This window comes from Amycolatopsis acidiphila (assembly GCF_021391495.1).
Taxonomy (GTDB): domain Bacteria; phylum Actinomycetota; class Actinomycetes; order Mycobacteriales; family Pseudonocardiaceae; genus Amycolatopsis_E; species Amycolatopsis_E acidiphila.
On the sequence record NZ_CP090063.1, the window covers coordinates 7996932 to 8012752 of the forward strand.

14 protein-coding genes are annotated in these 15821 nt (G+C 71.1%); 7 read left to right on the forward strand and 7 right to left on the reverse strand.

The features are described 5' to 3' along the window. Positions 1-14 precede the first annotated feature (14 nt). Both LWP59_RS39335 and LWP59_RS39340 read right to left on the reverse strand, forming a co-directional pair. Positions 15-1355, reverse strand: a complete 1341-nt coding sequence (locus LWP59_RS39335) for a sensor histidine kinase (RefSeq protein ID WP_144636881.1) — start codon at positions 1353-1355, stop codon at positions 15-17. Between the two features lie 156 nt (positions 1356-1511). Further along, positions 1512-2198, reverse strand: coding sequence for a hypothetical protein (locus LWP59_RS39340; protein ID WP_229857372.1), 687 nt, complete (start codon positions 2196-2198; stop codon positions 1512-1514). Positions 2199-2239: 41 nt separating this feature from the next. Here LWP59_RS39340 and LWP59_RS39345 point away from each other — a divergent pair, with 41 nt between their 5' ends. Continuing rightward, positions 2240-3526, forward strand: a complete 1287-nt coding sequence (locus tag LWP59_RS39345; protein ID WP_144636883.1) for an adenylosuccinate synthase — start codon at positions 2240-2242, stop codon at positions 3524-3526. Here LWP59_RS39345 and LWP59_RS39350 read toward each other — a convergent pair. Continuing rightward, the gene (locus LWP59_RS39350; protein WP_144636885.1) at positions 3519-4013 is read right to left on the reverse strand and encodes an OsmC family protein; all 495 of its coding nucleotides are present in this window, start codon (positions 4011-4013) and stop codon (positions 3519-3521) included. The genes LWP59_RS39345 and LWP59_RS39350 overlap by 8 nt on opposite strands. A gap of 125 nt (positions 4014-4138) precedes the next feature. Between LWP59_RS39350 and LWP59_RS39355 the strand changes: the two genes are divergently transcribed. Then, positions 4139-5071, forward strand: a complete 933-nt coding sequence (locus LWP59_RS39355) for an LLM class F420-dependent oxidoreductase (RefSeq protein ID WP_144636887.1) — start codon at positions 4139-4141, stop codon at positions 5069-5071. On the opposite strand, the gene LWP59_RS39360 is transcribed toward LWP59_RS39355, so the two are convergent. The 4 genes from LWP59_RS39360 to LWP59_RS39375 form a co-directional block, all read right to left on the reverse strand. Next, a complete protein-coding gene (locus LWP59_RS39360; protein WP_144636889.1) occupies positions 5052-6704 on the reverse strand; it encodes a Na+/H+ antiporter in 1653 nt (550 codons plus the stop codon). The genes LWP59_RS39355 and LWP59_RS39360 overlap by 20 nt on opposite strands. A 28-nt stretch (positions 6705-6732) precedes the next feature. Continuing rightward, positions 6733-8238 carry an amino acid permease gene (locus LWP59_RS39365; RefSeq protein ID WP_144636891.1) on the reverse strand — a complete coding sequence of 502 codons (1506 nt, stop codon included), beginning with the start codon at positions 8236-8238 and terminating at the stop codon, positions 6733-6735. Positions 8239-8309: 71 nt separating this feature from the next. After that, complete coding sequence (locus LWP59_RS39370) at positions 8310-9821, reverse strand: DHA2 family efflux MFS transporter permease subunit (RefSeq protein WP_144636893.1); 1512 nt, start codon at positions 9819-9821, stop codon at positions 8310-8312. A 161-nt stretch (positions 9822-9982) separates the two neighbouring features. Then, entirely contained in the window at positions 9983-10978 is a 996-nt protein-coding gene (locus LWP59_RS39375; protein ID WP_144636895.1) for a glycerophosphodiester phosphodiesterase, read from the reverse strand. Positions 10979-11083: 105 nt separating this feature from the next. On the opposite strand from LWP59_RS39375, the gene purD reads away from it, so the two are divergent. The 5 genes from purD to LWP59_RS39400 all read left to right on the forward strand — a co-directional run bounded on the left by purD (position 11084) and on the right by LWP59_RS39400 (position 15782). Further along, positions 11084-12346: a phosphoribosylamine--glycine ligase gene (gene purD, locus LWP59_RS39380; protein ID WP_144636897.1), complete on the forward strand. Its 1263-nt coding sequence runs from the start codon at positions 11084-11086 to the stop codon at positions 12344-12346. 87 nt (positions 12347-12433) lie between these two features. Further along, positions 12434-12817, forward strand: coding sequence for a PE domain-containing protein (locus tag LWP59_RS39385; RefSeq protein ID WP_144636899.1), 384 nt, complete (start codon positions 12434-12436; stop codon positions 12815-12817). Next, on the forward strand, positions 12801-13382 hold the full coding sequence (locus LWP59_RS39390) for a DUF3558 domain-containing protein (protein WP_144636901.1): 582 nt from the start codon (positions 12801-12803) through the stop codon (positions 13380-13382). The genes LWP59_RS39385 and LWP59_RS39390 overlap by 17 nt, the downstream gene beginning before the upstream one ends. Positions 13383-13455: 73 nt before the next feature. Beyond that, on the forward strand, positions 13456-15012 hold the full coding sequence (locus LWP59_RS39395; protein WP_144636902.1) for a hypothetical protein: 1557 nt from the start codon (positions 13456-13458) through the stop codon (positions 15010-15012). Beyond that, positions 15009-15782, forward strand: a complete 774-nt coding sequence (locus tag LWP59_RS39400; RefSeq protein ID WP_144636904.1) for an ESX secretion-associated protein EspG — start codon at positions 15009-15011, stop codon at positions 15780-15782. Before LWP59_RS39395 ends, LWP59_RS39400 begins: the two co-directional genes overlap by 4 nt. The last annotated feature ends 39 nt before the right edge of the window (positions 15783-15821 follow it).

Below are 15821 nucleotides of genomic sequence, written 5' to 3' on the forward strand. Positions count from 1 at the left end.
CTCCAATCTCTGTGTCACTCGGTGTCGTCGGACGGCACGCCGCCCTCGGCGTTCTTGGCCCGGCCCTGCCGGAAGGCGCCGAACCGGGCGCCGGCGTCGGTCCTGGGACGGGTCGACTGGACGGGAGGCGCGCTCGCCGCCCGCGCCATCGCACTGAGCGTCTGCCCGCGTGGCCGCTTGGGCAGCGTCGTCGGCTCGCTCTCCAGCACCGCGGTCGCGGCCTCGGTCTGCAGGGCCGGGCGTGCCGCGGGCACGCTGATCGTCTGCTTCGGCGCGGGGACCACCGGGCGCTGGCGCGGCTGGGTGATCAGCTGGTTCGGGATCCGCAGGACCACGCCGGTGCCGCCGCGCGAGGACGGGCGGAAGAAGACCTGCAGCTGGTGCTTGCGGGCCAGGCAGCCGACGACGGCGAGGCCGAGGCGGGTGCCCGAGAGCTGGGTGAGGTCCAGCGGCTCGGTCGAGGAGATCGCGGCCTTCGCGCGTTCGAGCGCCTGCGGCTTCATGCCGAGACCGCCGTCCTCGATGGTGACCACCACGCCGTTGTGCAGTTCCTCGACGTAGACGTGCACCTCTTCCGAGGGGGCGGAGAACTTCGTCGCGTTGTCCATCAGCTCGGCCAGCGCGTGCATGACGTCCTCGGCCGCGTAGCCGACGACCGCCGAGGTGCAGGTCGAGTGGACCTGCACGCGCTGATAGGCGCCGATCCGGCCCATCGCGCCGCGCAGGATGCTCTCCATCACGATCGGCTTGGTCCAGCGGCGGCCGGACCGGGCGCCGGTCAGCACCGCGATGCTGTCGGCGAGGCGGCCGGTCTGCGCCGTGCTGTGGTCGATCTTCAGCAGGTCGCCGAGGACGTCCTCGGCGTAGCGGTTCTCCATCTCGCGCAGGTCGGCGAGCATGCTCGTGGCCAGGGCCTGCACGCGGCCGGCGGCGTTGCCGCAGGCGGCCATCGCCGCGGCCCGGCGGCGCTCCCCGATGCTGATCTCCCGGGTCAGCGTGCGCAGCAGGCGCTGGTGCGTCTCGTGGCTCGGCTTCGGCAGCTGCGCGAACACCGTCTCCGCCGACGAGCCGTCCCGCAGCCGCTCCACCGCGGCGGGCAGGATGTGGTCGACGAGGTACCCGAGCTCGTTGTTGATCACCGTGACGTGCTGCCGGGCGAACCGGAGCCGCTCGTGCCACCGCGCGAGCAGCGCCGCGACCACGGCGAGCACGACGACCAGGACGCCACCGGCCGTGCCGACGAGCGCACGGCCGTCGGCGGGCGCCGCGAGCGTCACCCACGTCCAGCCGCCACCCGCGATCAGCAGGGTGAGCACCAGCGCGAGCGCCGGACGAGCGGAGTTCGGTACCGACATAGATCAGGTTCCTCGAGTGGAAGTTGAGCCGGAACTGGGCGGACGACCCTGGGCCGCTGACGAGTCCCGGAGAGTAGTCCCCGAGGAGCTGATGTGGCTAGGAAAACACCGGGAAATTGCAGAGCGAAAACTTCTGCTCGACGGTAGGTGACGAACTCACATTTCCGCGAGCCCGCGAACCAGCCGTAGGTCCTCGGTGTGGCGGTACCAGGTCCAGCGCGTGATCGCGCGCGGGAACGGCACTCCGTCGCTGGTCGGACGGGTCGGGATGCAGCCGAGCTGGAACGCGCGCCCCGAGAGGGTCACCGGCCGTTTGAAGACCAGGCCCTTCACCACGCGGACGGTCAACCCTGATCCACCTTCACTATCGGGTGAAACTTCGACGGAGCGCGCGGTGCCACGCAATGCGAGATCGTCGTCACAGTAAGCGACCCCTCGGATGGCGCCGAATGTGCCTCTCCCCACTAATACGCCGCCGTTGTCGTCCCGCAGGAGTGGTACCGGGTCGACCTCGCCCTGGATCGCGAGCGCCAGCGCACGCACCGGATCGGTCGGCAGCCCCCACAGCGCGGCGACCTCCGATGCCGGGTCCGCGGGCACGTAACCGACCCGGGTCGATGCGAGCTTTTCCTTACGCAGCAAGCGAAGCACGACCGCAGCGAGGTCCGCGTCGGTACCCGCGACGATGAGCGGATCGGCGTCGAGGAGGTCGTCAACCTCGGCCTTGCCGGGGCGCTCGCCGACCCGGTGCACGGTCAGCCCGTCCACCTCCGGCACTGCCGGCGCCGACGCTCCGCAAACCAGTACCCGTCCCCGCACGTCGCGGCCCTCCGTTACGCTCATGCACCGGCTTTCAAATTCTCGCCGAATACCTGGAGTGTCACATGCCGGCCATCGTGCTGATCGGTGCCCAATGGGGCGACGAAGGCAAGGGCAAGGCCACCGATCTGCTCGGCGACCGTGTCCAGTGGGTCGTCCGCTACCAGGGCGGAAACAACGCCGGGCACACGGTCGTGCTGCCGAACGGTGAGAACTTCGCCCTGCACCTGATCCCTTCCGGCATCCTGACCCCGGGGGTGACCAACGTGATCGGCAACGGTGTCGTCGTCGACCCGGGGGTGCTCCTCGACGAGCTCGACGGCCTGGAGAAGCGCGGCGTCGACACCGGCAGGCTGCTCATCTCCGCCGACGCGCATTTGATCATGCCGTACCACGTGGCGATCGATAAGGTCACCGAGCGCTACCTCGGGAGCCGCAAGATCGGCACCACCGGCCGCGGGATCGGGCCGTGCTACCAGGACAAGGTGGCGCGCGTCGGGGTCCGCGTGCAGGACCTGCTGGACGAGAAGATCTTCCGCCAGAAGGTCGAGGCGGCGCTCGAGTTCAAGAACCAGGTGCTGGTCAAGGTCTACAACCGCAAGGCGCTGGAGCCCGAGCAGGTGGCCGACGAGGTGCTCGCGGCGGGCGAGAAGTTCGCGCACCGCATCGCCGACACCCGGCTGCAGCTGAACAAGGCGCTCGAGCGCGGCGAGACGGTGCTGCTGGAGGGGTCCCAGGGCACGCTGCTCGACGTCGACCACGGCACTTACCCGTTCGTGACCTCGTCGAACCCGACGTCGGGCGGGGCGAGTGCCGGTTCGGGCATCGGGCCGGGCCGGATCACCACGGTGCTCGGCATCCTCAAGGCGTACACGACGCGGGTCGGCTCGGGCCCGTTCCCGAGCGAGCTGAACGACGAGATGGGCGAGCGCCTGCGCAAGCAGGGCGGCGAGTTCGGCGTCACCACGGGCCGCTCGCGGCGCACGGGCTGGTTCGACGCGGTGATCGCCCGGTACGCGGCGCGCGTCAACGGCATCACCGACTACTTCCTGACGAAGCTCGACGTGCTGTCCGGGCTGGAGACGGTGCCGATCTGCGTCGGGTACGAGGTGGACGGGTTCCGCACCGAGGACATGCCGATGACCCAGACCGACGTGCACCACGCCGTGCCGGTCTACGAGGAGCTGCCCGGCTGGTGGGAGGACCTGTCGGAGTGCCGCTCGTTCGACGAGCTGCCCGCGAACGCCCGCGCGTACGTCGAGCGACTGGAAGAGCTCTCGGGCGCCCGCATCTCGGCGATCGGCGTCGGCCCGGGCCGCGACCAGACGATCGTCCGGCACGAGTTCATTTGAGCGTGGTCCGCGCCGGGGTCGGGTTGCGGAACAGGTCCAGCACCGGGCAGTGCTCGTCGACCTGGTTCTTGAGCTCCTCGTAGCGGTCCCGGCCTGCCGGTCCGGTCAGCTCGACCGTGACCCGGACGTCCGTGAAGCCGGGCCTGGTGCCGGAGAAGCCGAAGAAGCCGTGCAGGTCCAGGTCGCCGTCCACAGTGACCCGCACGCCTTCGAGCGGGATGCCGAGCTTCGCCGCCCAGAACTGGTACGTGATCACCTGGCAGGAGCCGAGCGCGGCGAGAGCGTACTCGACGGGGTTGGCCGCGGTGTCGGTGCCACCGAGGGCCTGCGGCTCGTCGACGGAGAAGGCGTGGTCGCGCACCCGGACCTGCACCTCGGTCGCCGTGCCGGGGACCAGGGCGTTGGCCACGCTGAACGAGACCGCGGCGTTGGCGGGATCGGCTTCGGCGGCCTGGCGGGTGCCTTCGATGACGTCGGTCAGGGACATCCGGTTCTCCTCACTCGGGATGCGGAAACGGGACCTTCACCATGTCCGCCGCGGGCACCGGGAAGCCAGCGTTCCCAAGTGGTGGGAGCGGAAATCCCCGCGCCGTCCGGGTGGTTGGTTCCGGCATGACGATCGGGGTTTCCCTCATCACGCCCGAAGCGGACAACTACGTCGACGCGACCGTGGCGATCGCGCGGGACGCGGCGAAGGCGGGGGTGCGCTCCGCCTGGTTCGGCCAACGGCTGGACTACGACGCGGCGGCCCTCGCCGGGATCGTGGGGCGCGAGGTGCCGGAACTGCACGTCGGCACGTCCGCGATCCCCGTCTTCGGGCGGCATCCGGTGCTCGTGTCCTCGCAGGCCCAGACCACCCAGGCCGCCACGCACGGGCGCTTCCACCTCGGGCTCGCGCTCGGCGCGCGGTTCATCGTCGAGCAGACCTTCGGCATCCCGTTCACCCGGCCGATCGCGGTGCTACGCGAGTTCCTCACCGCGCTGCGGCCGCTGCTGGAGACCGGGCGGGCCGACTTCCACGGTGAGCTGCTGACCGCCGCGCCCAGGCTGTCCGTCACCGTGCCGGGAGCCGAGCCGGCGGTGCCGGTGCTGGTCGCCGCGATGGGGCCGCAGGCGCTGCGTGTCACCGGCGAGCTGGCCGACGGCACGCTGCCCTACCTCGTGACGCCGAAGACCCTCGGCGAGCACATCGTCCCCGCGATCACCGCCGCGGCCGAACGCGCCGGCCGCCCGGCCCCGCGGATCGTCGCGTTCGTGGCCGGGGTGGCCACCTCCGACGTCGAGGGCGCTCGCGCGAAAGCCTTGCGGCAGATGGCTTTCTACGACCAGGTGCCGTCGTACCAGCGGGTCGTCGGCCTCGCCGGGGCGACGAATGCGGGCGAGCTCGCGGCGATCGGCGACGAGGAGCACATCGCGGCCGAGGTACGCCGGTTCTTCGACGCGGGGGCCACGGAGGTGGTGTTCACGCAGACCGACCTCAACGGCCGCGAGGACCAGCGGCGCACCTTCGAGGTGCTCGGCGCGCTCAGCCGAGCCGGGACATGAGGGTGTTCGACAGGGCCAGCTCCTCCAGGTCCAGCTCGCGCAGCACCTTGCGCAGCACCTCGTCGTCGAGGTCGCCGGCCTCGCGACAGGCCAGCACCGCCTCCCGTTGTGCCACCAGCAGTTCCCGGCGCGCCTGCACGAACGCCGCGTGCGGGCTCGCCTCGCGTTCCTCCGTGGACAGTGAGATCGCGGCGATCGCGCCCTGGTAACGGGATTCCACCAGGCCGCGCAGCCGGGAGATCAGCCGGTCGGCGCGCTCCTTCGAAATGTCCACCTTGGACAACATGTCCGGCATCAGCTCGTCGAGACGTTTCATCGCCGCGTGCATCGCCTCCTCGCGCGCGTGCTTCTCCTCCGCTTCGTCCCGTTCGGCCTCGGCGTCGCTGCTGATGCCGAGCTTGCGGATGAGCACCGGCAGGGTCGTGCCCTGCACGAGCAGCGTGCCGATCGCCACGACGAACGCGAAGAACTGGATCTCCTCGCGCCCGGGGAACGGGGCGCCCGTGCCGGTCACCAGCGGCACACCGGTCGCCGCCGCCAGGGTCACCACCCCGCGCATGCCCGTCCACGACAGGACCGCGAAATACCCCCACGGCGGCGCCGCGCGCTCGCGCCCGAACAGGCGCACCGCCTGCGGCAGCATCCCGGTGAGGAACACGTACGGGATGCGCACCGCGATCGTCACCAGCAGCACCACCACGGCGGCGACCGCGAGCGTGAGGTTGTTCGCCGCTGCGGCGTCCATGTTCTGCAGCACGAACGGCAGCTGCAGGCCCATCAGCGCGAACACCAGGGTCTCCAGCAGCACGTCCAGGGACGCCCAGAACGACGTGTCCTGCACCCGGGTCGCCGAACCGGCGTGCAGCGACTGGTTGCCCAGGTACAACCCGGCGGCGACGACGGCGAGCACCCCGGAACCGCTGAAGTCCGCGGAGAACGGGTGGAGGTGCTCGGCGACGACGTACACCGCGAAGGGCACGATGATCCCGAACACCGACTCCATCAGCGGGTCGTTCAGCTTGCGGCGGACGAACCCGACGAGCACCCCGGCGACCAGCCCGACCGCGATGCCGAGCACGGCCGCCACCAGGAAGACCAGGAACCCGTGCCCGATCGACCCGGCGGTGCCGAGCACCGCGGCGATCGCGATCTTGTACAGGGTCAGCGCGGCGGCGTCGTTGACCAGGCTCTCCCCGGTGAGCACGGTCATCAGCCGCCGCGGCAGCCCGAGTCTGCGCCCGATCGCCACCGCGGTCACCGCGTCCGGCGGCGCGACCACCGCCCCGAGCACCAGCGCCGAGGACATCGGCAGCTCGGGCAGCAGCAGGTGCACGACGAACGCGACGACGAGCGCGGTCACCACGACGAGCACGACGCCGAGCGCGACGATCGGCCGGGACGCGGCCCGGAACTGCGAGAACGAGCTGTCCAGCGCGGTCGAGTACAGCAGCGGCGGCAGCACGAGCGTCAGGATCAGCTCCGGTTCGAGCTCGATCCTGGGCACGCCGGGGATGAACGACACCGCCAGCGCCACCACGACGATCAGCAGCGGCGCCGACAGGTTGAACCGGCGGGCCAGTGCGGTCAGGCCGAGCGCGACGGCCAGCACGCCCATCAGGGTCAGCAGCTCCATGCCCTGATCCTTACCCAGCAGGAGCCGATCACACCGCGCGAAGGTCCTCTTCGACCGCCTCCAGCTCCGCCACCGAGCCCTGCACCTTCGGCCCGGTGAACCACTTGCGTGCCGAGAGGAACCACCAGACGGCGGCGCCGCCGAGTACGACGAGGAACGCGACGGGCGTGTAGTTGAACGTGCTCACCGTCACGGGCGAGGCCTGGGGCAGCATGAACAGCACGAAGATCACCACCACCCACGCCGTCGCGATGATGCCGACCGGCCGGCCCCACCGCCCGAGGTGCCACGGCCCGCGCTCGAACGCGTCGCCCTTGCGCACCCGCAGGAACACCGGGATGACATACGCCACATACAGCCCGACGGTCGCGATGGAGGTCACCGCGGCGTAGGCGGTCTCGCTCCACAGGTAGGGCAGCGCGAGGATCAGCGCGCCGACCGCCGCCAGCCACACCGAGTTGGTGGGCGTCCGGGTGCGCTTGTTGATGCGGTGCCAAAGGGCCGACCCCGGGATCGCGCCGTCACGGGCGAACGCGTAGATCATCCGCGAGTTCGCGGTCACCGACGCCATCCCGCAGAACAGCTGCGCGCCGATCGCGATCAGCAGCAGGAACTTGCCGGTGGTCGCGCCGGCCGCGTCGATGAAGATCTGTGCGGGCGGCACGCCGGTGGCGGAGTTCACCGCGCCGTCGTAGTCCTGGATCGCGAAGGTGAGCCCGATCAACAGGATCCAGCCGGCGACGAGCGACACGAGGATCGAGTTGACGATGCCCCGTGGACCCGCCTTCGCCGCGTTCCTCGTCTCCTCCGTCATGTGCGCCGACGCGTCATAGCCGGTGAGGGTGTACTGCGCGACGAGCAACCCGAGCGCGAACACGTACGGCGCGAAGCCCCAGCCCGTGTTGTTCACGAAGTGGCCGAACACGAAGGACGCCGACTGGTGCCTGGCGGGCACGAACACCAGCACGCCGACGATCACCAGCACGCCGATCAGGTGCCACCACACGCTGACGTTGTTGAGGACGGCCACCAGCCGCACGCCGAACGTGTTCAGCAGCCCGTGCACCGCGAGGATGATCGCGAGCAGCAGGATCGTGTGCCCCGGCGTCGCGCTGAAGCCGAACTGCAGGTCCAGGAACGCGTTGAGGAACAGCGCGGCGCCGAAGTCGATGCCCGCCGTCACCGCGACTTGGCCGACGAGGTTGAACCAGCCGGTGAACCAGGCCCAGGCCGCGGCGGCGCGGGGCGGCGCGAGCTTCGCCGCCCAGTAGTAGAGCCCGCCCGCGGTCGGGAAGCTCGAGCAGACCTCCGCCATCCCGAGGCCGACGAGGATCACGAACACCCCGACCAGCGGCCAGCCCCAGATCATGGCGGCCGGGCCACCGGTGTTCAGGCCGAACCCGTAGAGCGTCAGGCAGCCCGACAGGATGGAGATGATCGTGAACGACACGGCGAAGTTGGAGAACGCCGACATCGTCCGCTTGAGCTCCTGGGCGTATCCGAGTTGATGTAGCCGGGTGCTGTCCTCGTCCACGGGGCTCACCTCAATGGTCTAAGAACGCGCCAATGCGAGTTCGCAGAAGGTAGCCCCGTCGACGAAGGGCGTCAAGAAGCCGTGACGACCTCGGGCTCGACCGCCGGCGCGACGGGCTTCCTCGGCAGGAACAGCGCCGGGATCAGGCAGATCGCGATGAGTACGACGGCCCACAGGAACGTGCTCGCGAACGCGTCCGCCGACGCGCCCGCCGCGGCTGCGTGGGTCTGCGGGTTCGTCAGCAGCGCCGTCGCGGCGAGCTGGCCCTGGCTGGTCGGCACGCCGAACTTCCCGGCGAGCAGGCTGGCCAGCACGATCGACATCAACGCCGAGCCGATACCGCCCGCGGCCTGCTGCACGATGTTCATCGCGGTGGACGCGCGCGCCACCGAGCGCTGGGTGAGCGTCTGCAGCGCCGCCGCGCTGATCGGCATCATCGTGGCGCCCATGCCGAGGCCGACCACGAACAGCCCGGCCATCAGCACGAGATACGGCGTGTCCGCGCCGACCTGGGTGAACACCGCGAGGCCCGCGAGGATCACCACGATGCCCGGCAGCACGATCTTGCCCGCGCCGATCTTGTCCGCGAGGCGACCGCCCAGCGGCATCGTGAGCATCGCGCCGATGCCCTGCGGCGCCAGCAGCAACCCGGCCCGCAGCGCGGACTCCCCGCGCACCAGCAGGAAGTACGTCGGCAGCACGAGCATCGCGCCGAGGAAGGCCACCATGAAGAAGGTCAGGGTGATCATCGCGACCGCGAACGTCCTGTCCTTGAACAGCTTCAGGTCCACCAGCGGGTTCTCGATCCGGGCGGCGCGCAGCACGAACGCGACGATGAGCGCGAGCCCCGCGAGGCCCGGCAGCCACACGCCGAGCGACGAGACGCCGCCCTCCTGCGGGATCTTGGACACGCCGAAGATCAGCAGTGCGAGTCCGGGCGAGAGCATGAGCATGCCGGGGAAGTCGAACTTCTCGGCCGGGCGCGGCTGGTCCTTCGGCAGGATCCGCGAGGCCAGCAGCAGCGCGATCGCGCCGATCGGCACGTTGATGTAGAAGATCCAGCGCCAGCTCACCGCGTCGACCAGCCAGCCGCCGAGGATCGGCCCGCCGATCGGGCCGAGCAGCATCGGCACGCCGAGCACGGCCATCACGCGGCCGACCCGGTGCGGGCCCGCCGCCCTGGTCATGATCGTCATGCCCGCGGGCATCAGCATGCCGCCGCCGAGGCCCTGCAGGACCCGGAAGGCGATGAGCGACTCGATGTTCCACGCCATCCCGGCGAGCATCGAGCCGATCAGGAACAGCCCGATGGACAACAGGTAGGGCCGTTTGGTGCCGAAGCGGTCGCAGGCCCAGCCGGTGACCGGGATCACCGTCGCCAGCGCGAGCAGGTAGCCGGTGACGACCCATTGGATGGTGTCGAAGGATGTCTTGAACTGCAGCGTCAGCGCCTGGAGCGCGACGTTGACGACCGTCGTGTCGAGGATGGCCATGACGGCGCCGAGTACGACGACGCCGGCGATCTTGAGCACGGCGGGGTCGAGCTTGTCGGAGTCCGCCGGTCTTGGCTCAGCAGTAGTCATGAGATCCGTTTCAGGTGGGAAAAAGGCAAGGCGGCAGCCGAAGAAGTACCGCTGCCGTGCGAACCCCCTCAACCCGCTGTCGAGAGTATCGAAACGGAAAAAGCAGACGCTACAGTTTTTCGCCGAGAGCTGAGCAGAGCTAAGCGGCCACTGCCTCAGCGCTACGAATCCATTACCGCCAGCAACGCCGTATCCGGCTGATCGGCGAAGAAACCGTCGATTCCCGTGGCCAGGAAAGCCGATTCCTCCGCAAGCACTTCGCCCCATTCCGCCGGGTCGGCCGGGGAACGCAGGTTCGCCGGCAGGAAACCGTTCTCGTTGCGGAAGGTGTAAGGCGCCACCTTGAGCCCGGCATCGTGCGCGTCGCGTACGAGCGGCGTCGGCGTGGCCAGGTTTCCGGCCCCGTCCCGGGGAATGATCTGGTTCTTCTCCGGGCCGAGGTAGTCGGCGTAGGTGGAGATCTCCTTCAATCCGGCGGCCGTGACGAGATCCGCGTACGTGCGCTTGTCGCCCTTCGCGACGAAGTCCGCCGGAGCGCCGGTCGCCGACGTCAGCTGCAGCAGCGGCACGCGCACCTGCTCACTCAGCGCCTCGAGGTTCGACACCTCGAACGACTGGATGACCACGGGCGCATCCCGCCGGTTCAGCCCGTTGCGGTTCAGGACGTCGACCAGCTTCGGCTCGGTCGGGTTGCCGATCGAGGCGAAGTAGGTCGAGTGCTTGACCTCGGGGTAGGTGCCCAGCGTCCGGTGCAGCTCCCGGCCCAGCCGCCTGGTCAGCTCGAGCACCTCCTGGTAGGTCGCGATCTGCCAGCGCCCGTCGTAACGGGTGTTGTGCGGGCGCAGGTCCGGAATCCGCTCGGTCGCGCGCAGGGTCTTCAGCTCCGCGAGGGTGAAGTCCTCGGTGAACCAGCCCGTCAGCGAGACGCCGTCGACGACCTTCGTGGTCCGGCGTGCGCCGAACTCGGGGTGCCGTGCGACGTCGGTGGTGCCGCCGATCTCGTTCTCGTGCCGCGCGACCAGGTGGCCGTCCTTGGTCGGCACGAGGTCGACGTCGACCCAACTCACGCCCTGACGGTAGGCGAGCTCGTAGGACGCGAGGGTGTGCTCGGGGCGGTACCCGGGCGCGCCGCGGTGGCCGACGATCACGTTCCGCATGGGGCCACTGTCGCGAGGCAGGAAGGCCGATACGGCAAGACGGGTCGACGGCCCGCTGTCGGGCGGGTGAACTGCGCGTGCGAGGGCGCCAGCTAGTCTCGGGACGTGCGTGTCCTAGTCATCGGGTCGGGCGCCCGCGAACATGCCCTTGTCCTCGCCGCGTCCCACGACCCGGCGGTGACCGCGCTCGCGTGCGCCCCCGGCAACGCGGGTATCGCGGGCCTGGCCGAGCAGCTCGGCGTGGACGTGGCCGACCCCGCGGCGATCGCCGAGCTCGCCACGGGCTGGCGCGCGGACCTCGTGGTGATCGGCCCCGAGGTGCCGCTGGTCGCCGGTGCGGCCGAGGCCGTCCGCAAGGCCGGGATCGCGTGCTTCGGCCCGTCCGCCGCGGCCGCCCGGATCGAGGGCTCGAAGTCGTTCGCCAAGGACGTGATGGTCACCGCGAAGGTCGCCACCGCGCACAGCGAGACGGTCGACAACCCCGCCCGCCTCGACGACGCGCTGGCCCGCTTCGGCCCGACCTGGGTGGTCAAGGACGACGGGCTGGCCGCGGGCAAGGGCGTCGTCGTCACCACCGACTACGACCAGGCCAGGGCGCATGCCATGACGCTGCTCGACGGCGGCCACCCGGTGCTGCTGGAGTCCTTTCTGGACGGTCCAGAGGTCTCGCTGTTCTGCCTGGTCGACGGCCGCACCGTGGTGCCGCTGCTGCCGGCGCAGGACTTCAAGCGGGTCGGCGACGGCGACACCGGCCCGAACACCGGCGGCATGGGCGCCTACGCGCCGCTGCCCTGGGCGCCCGAGGGCCTGGTCGAGCAGATCGTGGCCGACGTCGTCCAGCCGGTCGTCGACGAGCTCGCCGCGCGGGACACCCCGTTCACCGGGCTGCTCTACGCCGGGCTCGTGCTGACCGCCGACGGCCCGCAGGTCATCGAGTTCAACTGCCGCTTCGGCGACCCGGAGACCCAGGTCGTGCTGGCCCTGCTGACGACACCGGTCACCGGGCTGCTGCACGCCGCCGCCACCGGCACGCTCGCCGAGCACCCGCCGCTGGAGTGGCAGCCGGGCGCGGCGGTCACGGTCGTGATCGCCGCCGACGGCTACCCGGGCGTGCCGCGGGCGGGCGACGTCATCACCGGTGCGGAGGCCGAGGGCGTGCTGCACGCCGGGACCCGTCGCCGGGACGACGGCGCCGTCGTCGCACACGGCGGCCGGGTGCTGTCGGTCGTCGGCACCGGGCCGGATCTGGCGGCGGCGCGCGAGCAGGCGTACGAGCGGGTGGCGAAGGTGCACCTGGCCGGCTCGCACCACCGGACGGACATCGCGTTGCGCGCGGCCGAAGGGGAAGTGACGGTCCCGGCCCGATAACCGGAACTCAGCCCGCCGTCACACGGACGTTGGTAGCCTGCTGAAGAGACTGGTCGGTTACCGTCCGTACCCAGGAGAGTGCGCACCATGGCAGAGACCACCGTGAGCGCCTTGAGCACGGCAGTGCCCGCGGTGCCCGCTGCGATGGACATCGCCGTCGAGCCGGGCCAGGTGCTCGAGGTCGCGAAGATCATCAATGACCAGGCCGACGCCCTGGCCGACCGCGTCCGCCAGCTGCTCATCGAGCTGACCATCGACGCCCCGGCACAGGACGTGGTCAGCGCCACCGCGGCCGACGCGTGGAACAGGCTGGTCGCCCGCGGCGACGGCTCGTACGCCCAGCGCGTGCAGAACTACATCGAGCAGCTGCGGGCGCTCGCCACTCAGCTGCGCACCGCGGCGGGCACCTACCAGGCGGGCGAGGACGAGAAGATCGCGGCGTTCGGGGACCGCCATGCCGCCGAGAAGTAGCGCGGTGGTCATCCTGGCGATGATCACGCTGGGTGGCTGCACCACGGACGTCGGCGGGGTGGCCGCACCCGCGTTCTCGACCTCCGCCGCGCCCGAGCTGCCCGCGCGGGCCAAGGACCTGTCCCTGCGGGGGGTCGATCCCTGCACGCTGCTGACCACCGCGCAGCTGGACCGGCTCAAGGAGAACGGCGCCCCGCGCCCGCTCGCGAAGGACGTCCAGCGGGACGGCCCGACCTGCGCCTTCGACGTCGACGCGGCGACACCGACGTACACGTACTACCTGGAGACGATCGACGGCGCCGACGTCCAGGACTGGCTCACCGGAAGCCGGCACAAGGCGAGCATGACCCAGCAGCTCGTCGACGTGCCCGGCTTCCCCGCGCTGGTCGACTTCGCGCCGAGCGACGGCGTGCAGGACTGCGAGACACTGGTCGGCGTCGCCGACGGGCAGACCCTGCGGGCGGAGATGGCGCCGGACGACCGCTCGTTCACCCAGCAGCAGCTGTGCGACATGTCCACCACCGTGGCGAAGATGGCGGTCGAGACCTTGGAGGCGGTCAAGTGAGCGAGCTTGCGAGCGAACAGTTCAACACAGCAGCACCTGCTCGCAGGCGCACCGAGCGCAGCGAGGTGCGGCTGTGAGCACCTTCGACAGCAGCCGCTACGACATCCCGACGCTCGTCGAGAAGCTGCACGACCAGCGCTTCGACGGCTACGACCCGGAAAGCCTCGCCCGCGAGGTGGAGAAGTTCCGCGAGGGCGGCGGCACGGCGGGCATGGGGGACGCGGTCGACGCGCTCAAGCAGGTCGCGGGCGCGCTCTCGCACACCGACACGACGTTGCGCGACCAGCTCGCCGCGCTCGGCGTGTCGTGGCACAGCGAGGCGGGCGGACAGGCCAGCACCGTGCTGGCCGACCAGGCCGGGTTCTCCGCCGACGCCAACACGAAGGTCGCCCAGGCGGCGCAGCTGATCTTCGAGCAGGGCGAGGCGTTCAACCGGACGAAGAACAAGCTGCCCGACCCCGAAGCGCTGCGCCAGGGCGATGGCGGCTACACGATGAGCGACACCCTGTTCAGCCTGTTCGGCTTCGAGACCGACCACGCGGCGAGCGTGAAGGCGAACACCGAGGCGAAGGCGCAGGCCGTGGACGCGCTCAACGCGTACGCGCACGACAGCGGCAACTACCTCGCGTCCTCGCAGCCGGTCGAGGCGCCGCAGTCGATGAACCTGCTCTCCGCGCCGGGTGCGGCCGCGGAGTCGGTCGCCGGGCCGACGATCGAACCGGTGCCGCCGGTGTCCTCGGTGCCCGACACGTCGCCGACCGTCGCGGCGGGCGCGAAGGACGCCCCGGTGCGGACGGTCCCGGTGGTCGCCGCGGCGCCGCCGCCCGCGCCTAGCGCGCCGACACCGCCGATCGGGATCCCGGCCGCACAGCACCCGGGTGCCGGTGCGACCGCACCCTCACAGACGACCACGCCAAGCTCGGCGCCGCCCGCGCGGACGCCGATGACGGAGCCGATCAGCGGGGTCGCCGGCGGGCGCCCGCGGTCGGGACAGCAGGAGACCATCGTCCGGCCCGGGCCCGGCCAGGCACCGCTCGCACCGGGACAGCAGGTCGGCGGAGTCGGTGGCGTTCCGGGAAACGTGCCGGGCGACGAGCGCTCGGCCGGCGCCTGGGGGAAACCCGGCAGCCCGGCCGAGGGCGCTCCGCGGGTGCCCGTCGGCAGCGGGGAAGCGTTGCTGGGCAAGGGAAAGGTGTTCGGCTCGGTGCCCGGCGGCGCGGCCGGCACGACGAACGTCGGGCCGGGGTTCGCCAACGTCCGCGCCGCCGGCGGGGTCGGCGCGCTCGCGGAAGGGGCGCCGGCGATCGGCGCCGCCGGCGTCGGCGGTGCGACCAGCGGCGAACGGGAACGCAACCGGCCGGGCCGGGGCGGTGACGCCTCGAAGCGCGTCCGGCAGCTGCCGGTCGGCGACCTGCCGGAGGAAGAGGAGGCGTTGCGCGCCCGCAAGGCGGCGCCTGAGCCGCCGACCCGCGAACGCACTCGCGCGATCCTCGAACCGGCCGCGACGCAGGACGGCGAGGAGGACGCCGAGCACGTGCGGCGGTTCGGCGTCGACGACCGGGACCTGTTCGCCGACCCGCGTGCGGTCTCGCCCCACCTCATCGGCGACAAGCCGCTGCCGGAAGAGTGAGCGCCCCCGGCGACAGCCTCGTGCTGTCCACTTTGGAGTTCGACGTGCTGTGGGAGGCCGAGCGGCTGCCGCCGCCGCATCCGGCTCTGCGGGTGCTCAGCCCCGGCCGCACGCACAGCGAACGGCGCGCGCTCGTCGAGAAGGCGTGGGCCTCGCTCGGCGAGCGGCAGCTGGCCCGCGGCACCCGCGCGTCGGCCGACCTCGTCGACCAGCTGAACCTGCTCGCCCATCCGAAGGTGAGCATCGACGTGTGGGTCTGGGCGGACCGGGAGATCAAGGGCCTCGCCGTCAGCATCGGCAGCCAGGCGTTGCTCGCCGTGGTCGACCGCGACGAGGTGTGGCTGATCCCGGCCCGCGACACGTCCCTGCCGGAGTCCGCGGTGTCGGTCGCCGGTGAGCTGCGTGCGGGGGTCGGCCGGTCGGTCAGCGTGCCGCACCGGATCGTGCTGGCCGCCGACGCCGACGCCCAGGGCGACCCGAAAGCACTGGTCACGGCGTTGGAGGACCGTAAGGTCGAGCTGTGGCAGGCGCAGGAGCTCGCCGGGATGATGGTCGGGACGACCGCGCGCGGGCAGTTCGGCGTGGAGCGCCTCGGCCGGGACGGGAGCATGCATCGCGGCGGCCGGGTCGTCGCGTTCCACGACACCGACGCGGGCCGGTACCTCGTGCAGCTCGGCACGGGCGCCGACGGGCAGGACTGGGTGACGGTCGCGCCCGCCGACAACCAGCTGCTCGCGACCCGGATCTGGGAGTTGCTGGAAGAGGTGTAGCGCCGGGGCGGCGGTGCTACAAAGATCTCGGAACCGCTG

Coding starts and splice junctions, on each gene's coding strand:
- LWP59_RS39345 (WP_144636883.1), top strand. CDS start 2,240: ATGCCGGCCATCGTGCTGATCGGTGCCCAATGGGGCGACGAAGGCAAG.
- LWP59_RS39360 (WP_144636889.1), bottom strand. CDS start 6,704: ATGGAGCTGCTGACCCTGATGGGCGTGCTGGCCGTCGCGCTCGGCCTG.
- LWP59_RS39385 (WP_144636899.1), top strand. CDS start 12,434: ATGGCAGAGACCACCGTGAGCGCCTTGAGCACGGCAGTGCCCGCGGTG.
- LWP59_RS39335 (WP_144636881.1), bottom strand. CDS start 1,355: ATGTCGGTACCGAACTCCGCTCGTCCGGCGCTCGCGCTGGTGCTCACC.
- LWP59_RS39390 (WP_144636901.1), top strand. CDS start 12,801: ATGCCGCCGAGAAGTAGCGCGGTGGTCATCCTGGCGATGATCACGCTG.
- LWP59_RS39370 (WP_144636893.1), bottom strand. CDS start 9,821: ATGACTACTGCTGAGCCAAGACCGGCGGACTCCGACAAGCTCGACCCC.
- LWP59_RS39355 (WP_144636887.1), top strand. CDS start 4,139: ATGACGATCGGGGTTTCCCTCATCACGCCCGAAGCGGACAACTACGTC.
- LWP59_RS39340 (WP_229857372.1), bottom strand. CDS start 2,198: ATGAGCGTAACGGAGGGCCGCGACGTGCGGGGACGGGTACTGGTTTGC.
- LWP59_RS39375 (WP_144636895.1), bottom strand. CDS start 10,978: ATGCGGAACGTGATCGTCGGCCACCGCGGCGCGCCCGGGTACCGCCCC.
- LWP59_RS39350 (WP_144636885.1), bottom strand. CDS start 4,013: ATGTCCCTGACCGACGTCATCGAAGGCACCCGCCAGGCCGCCGAAGCC.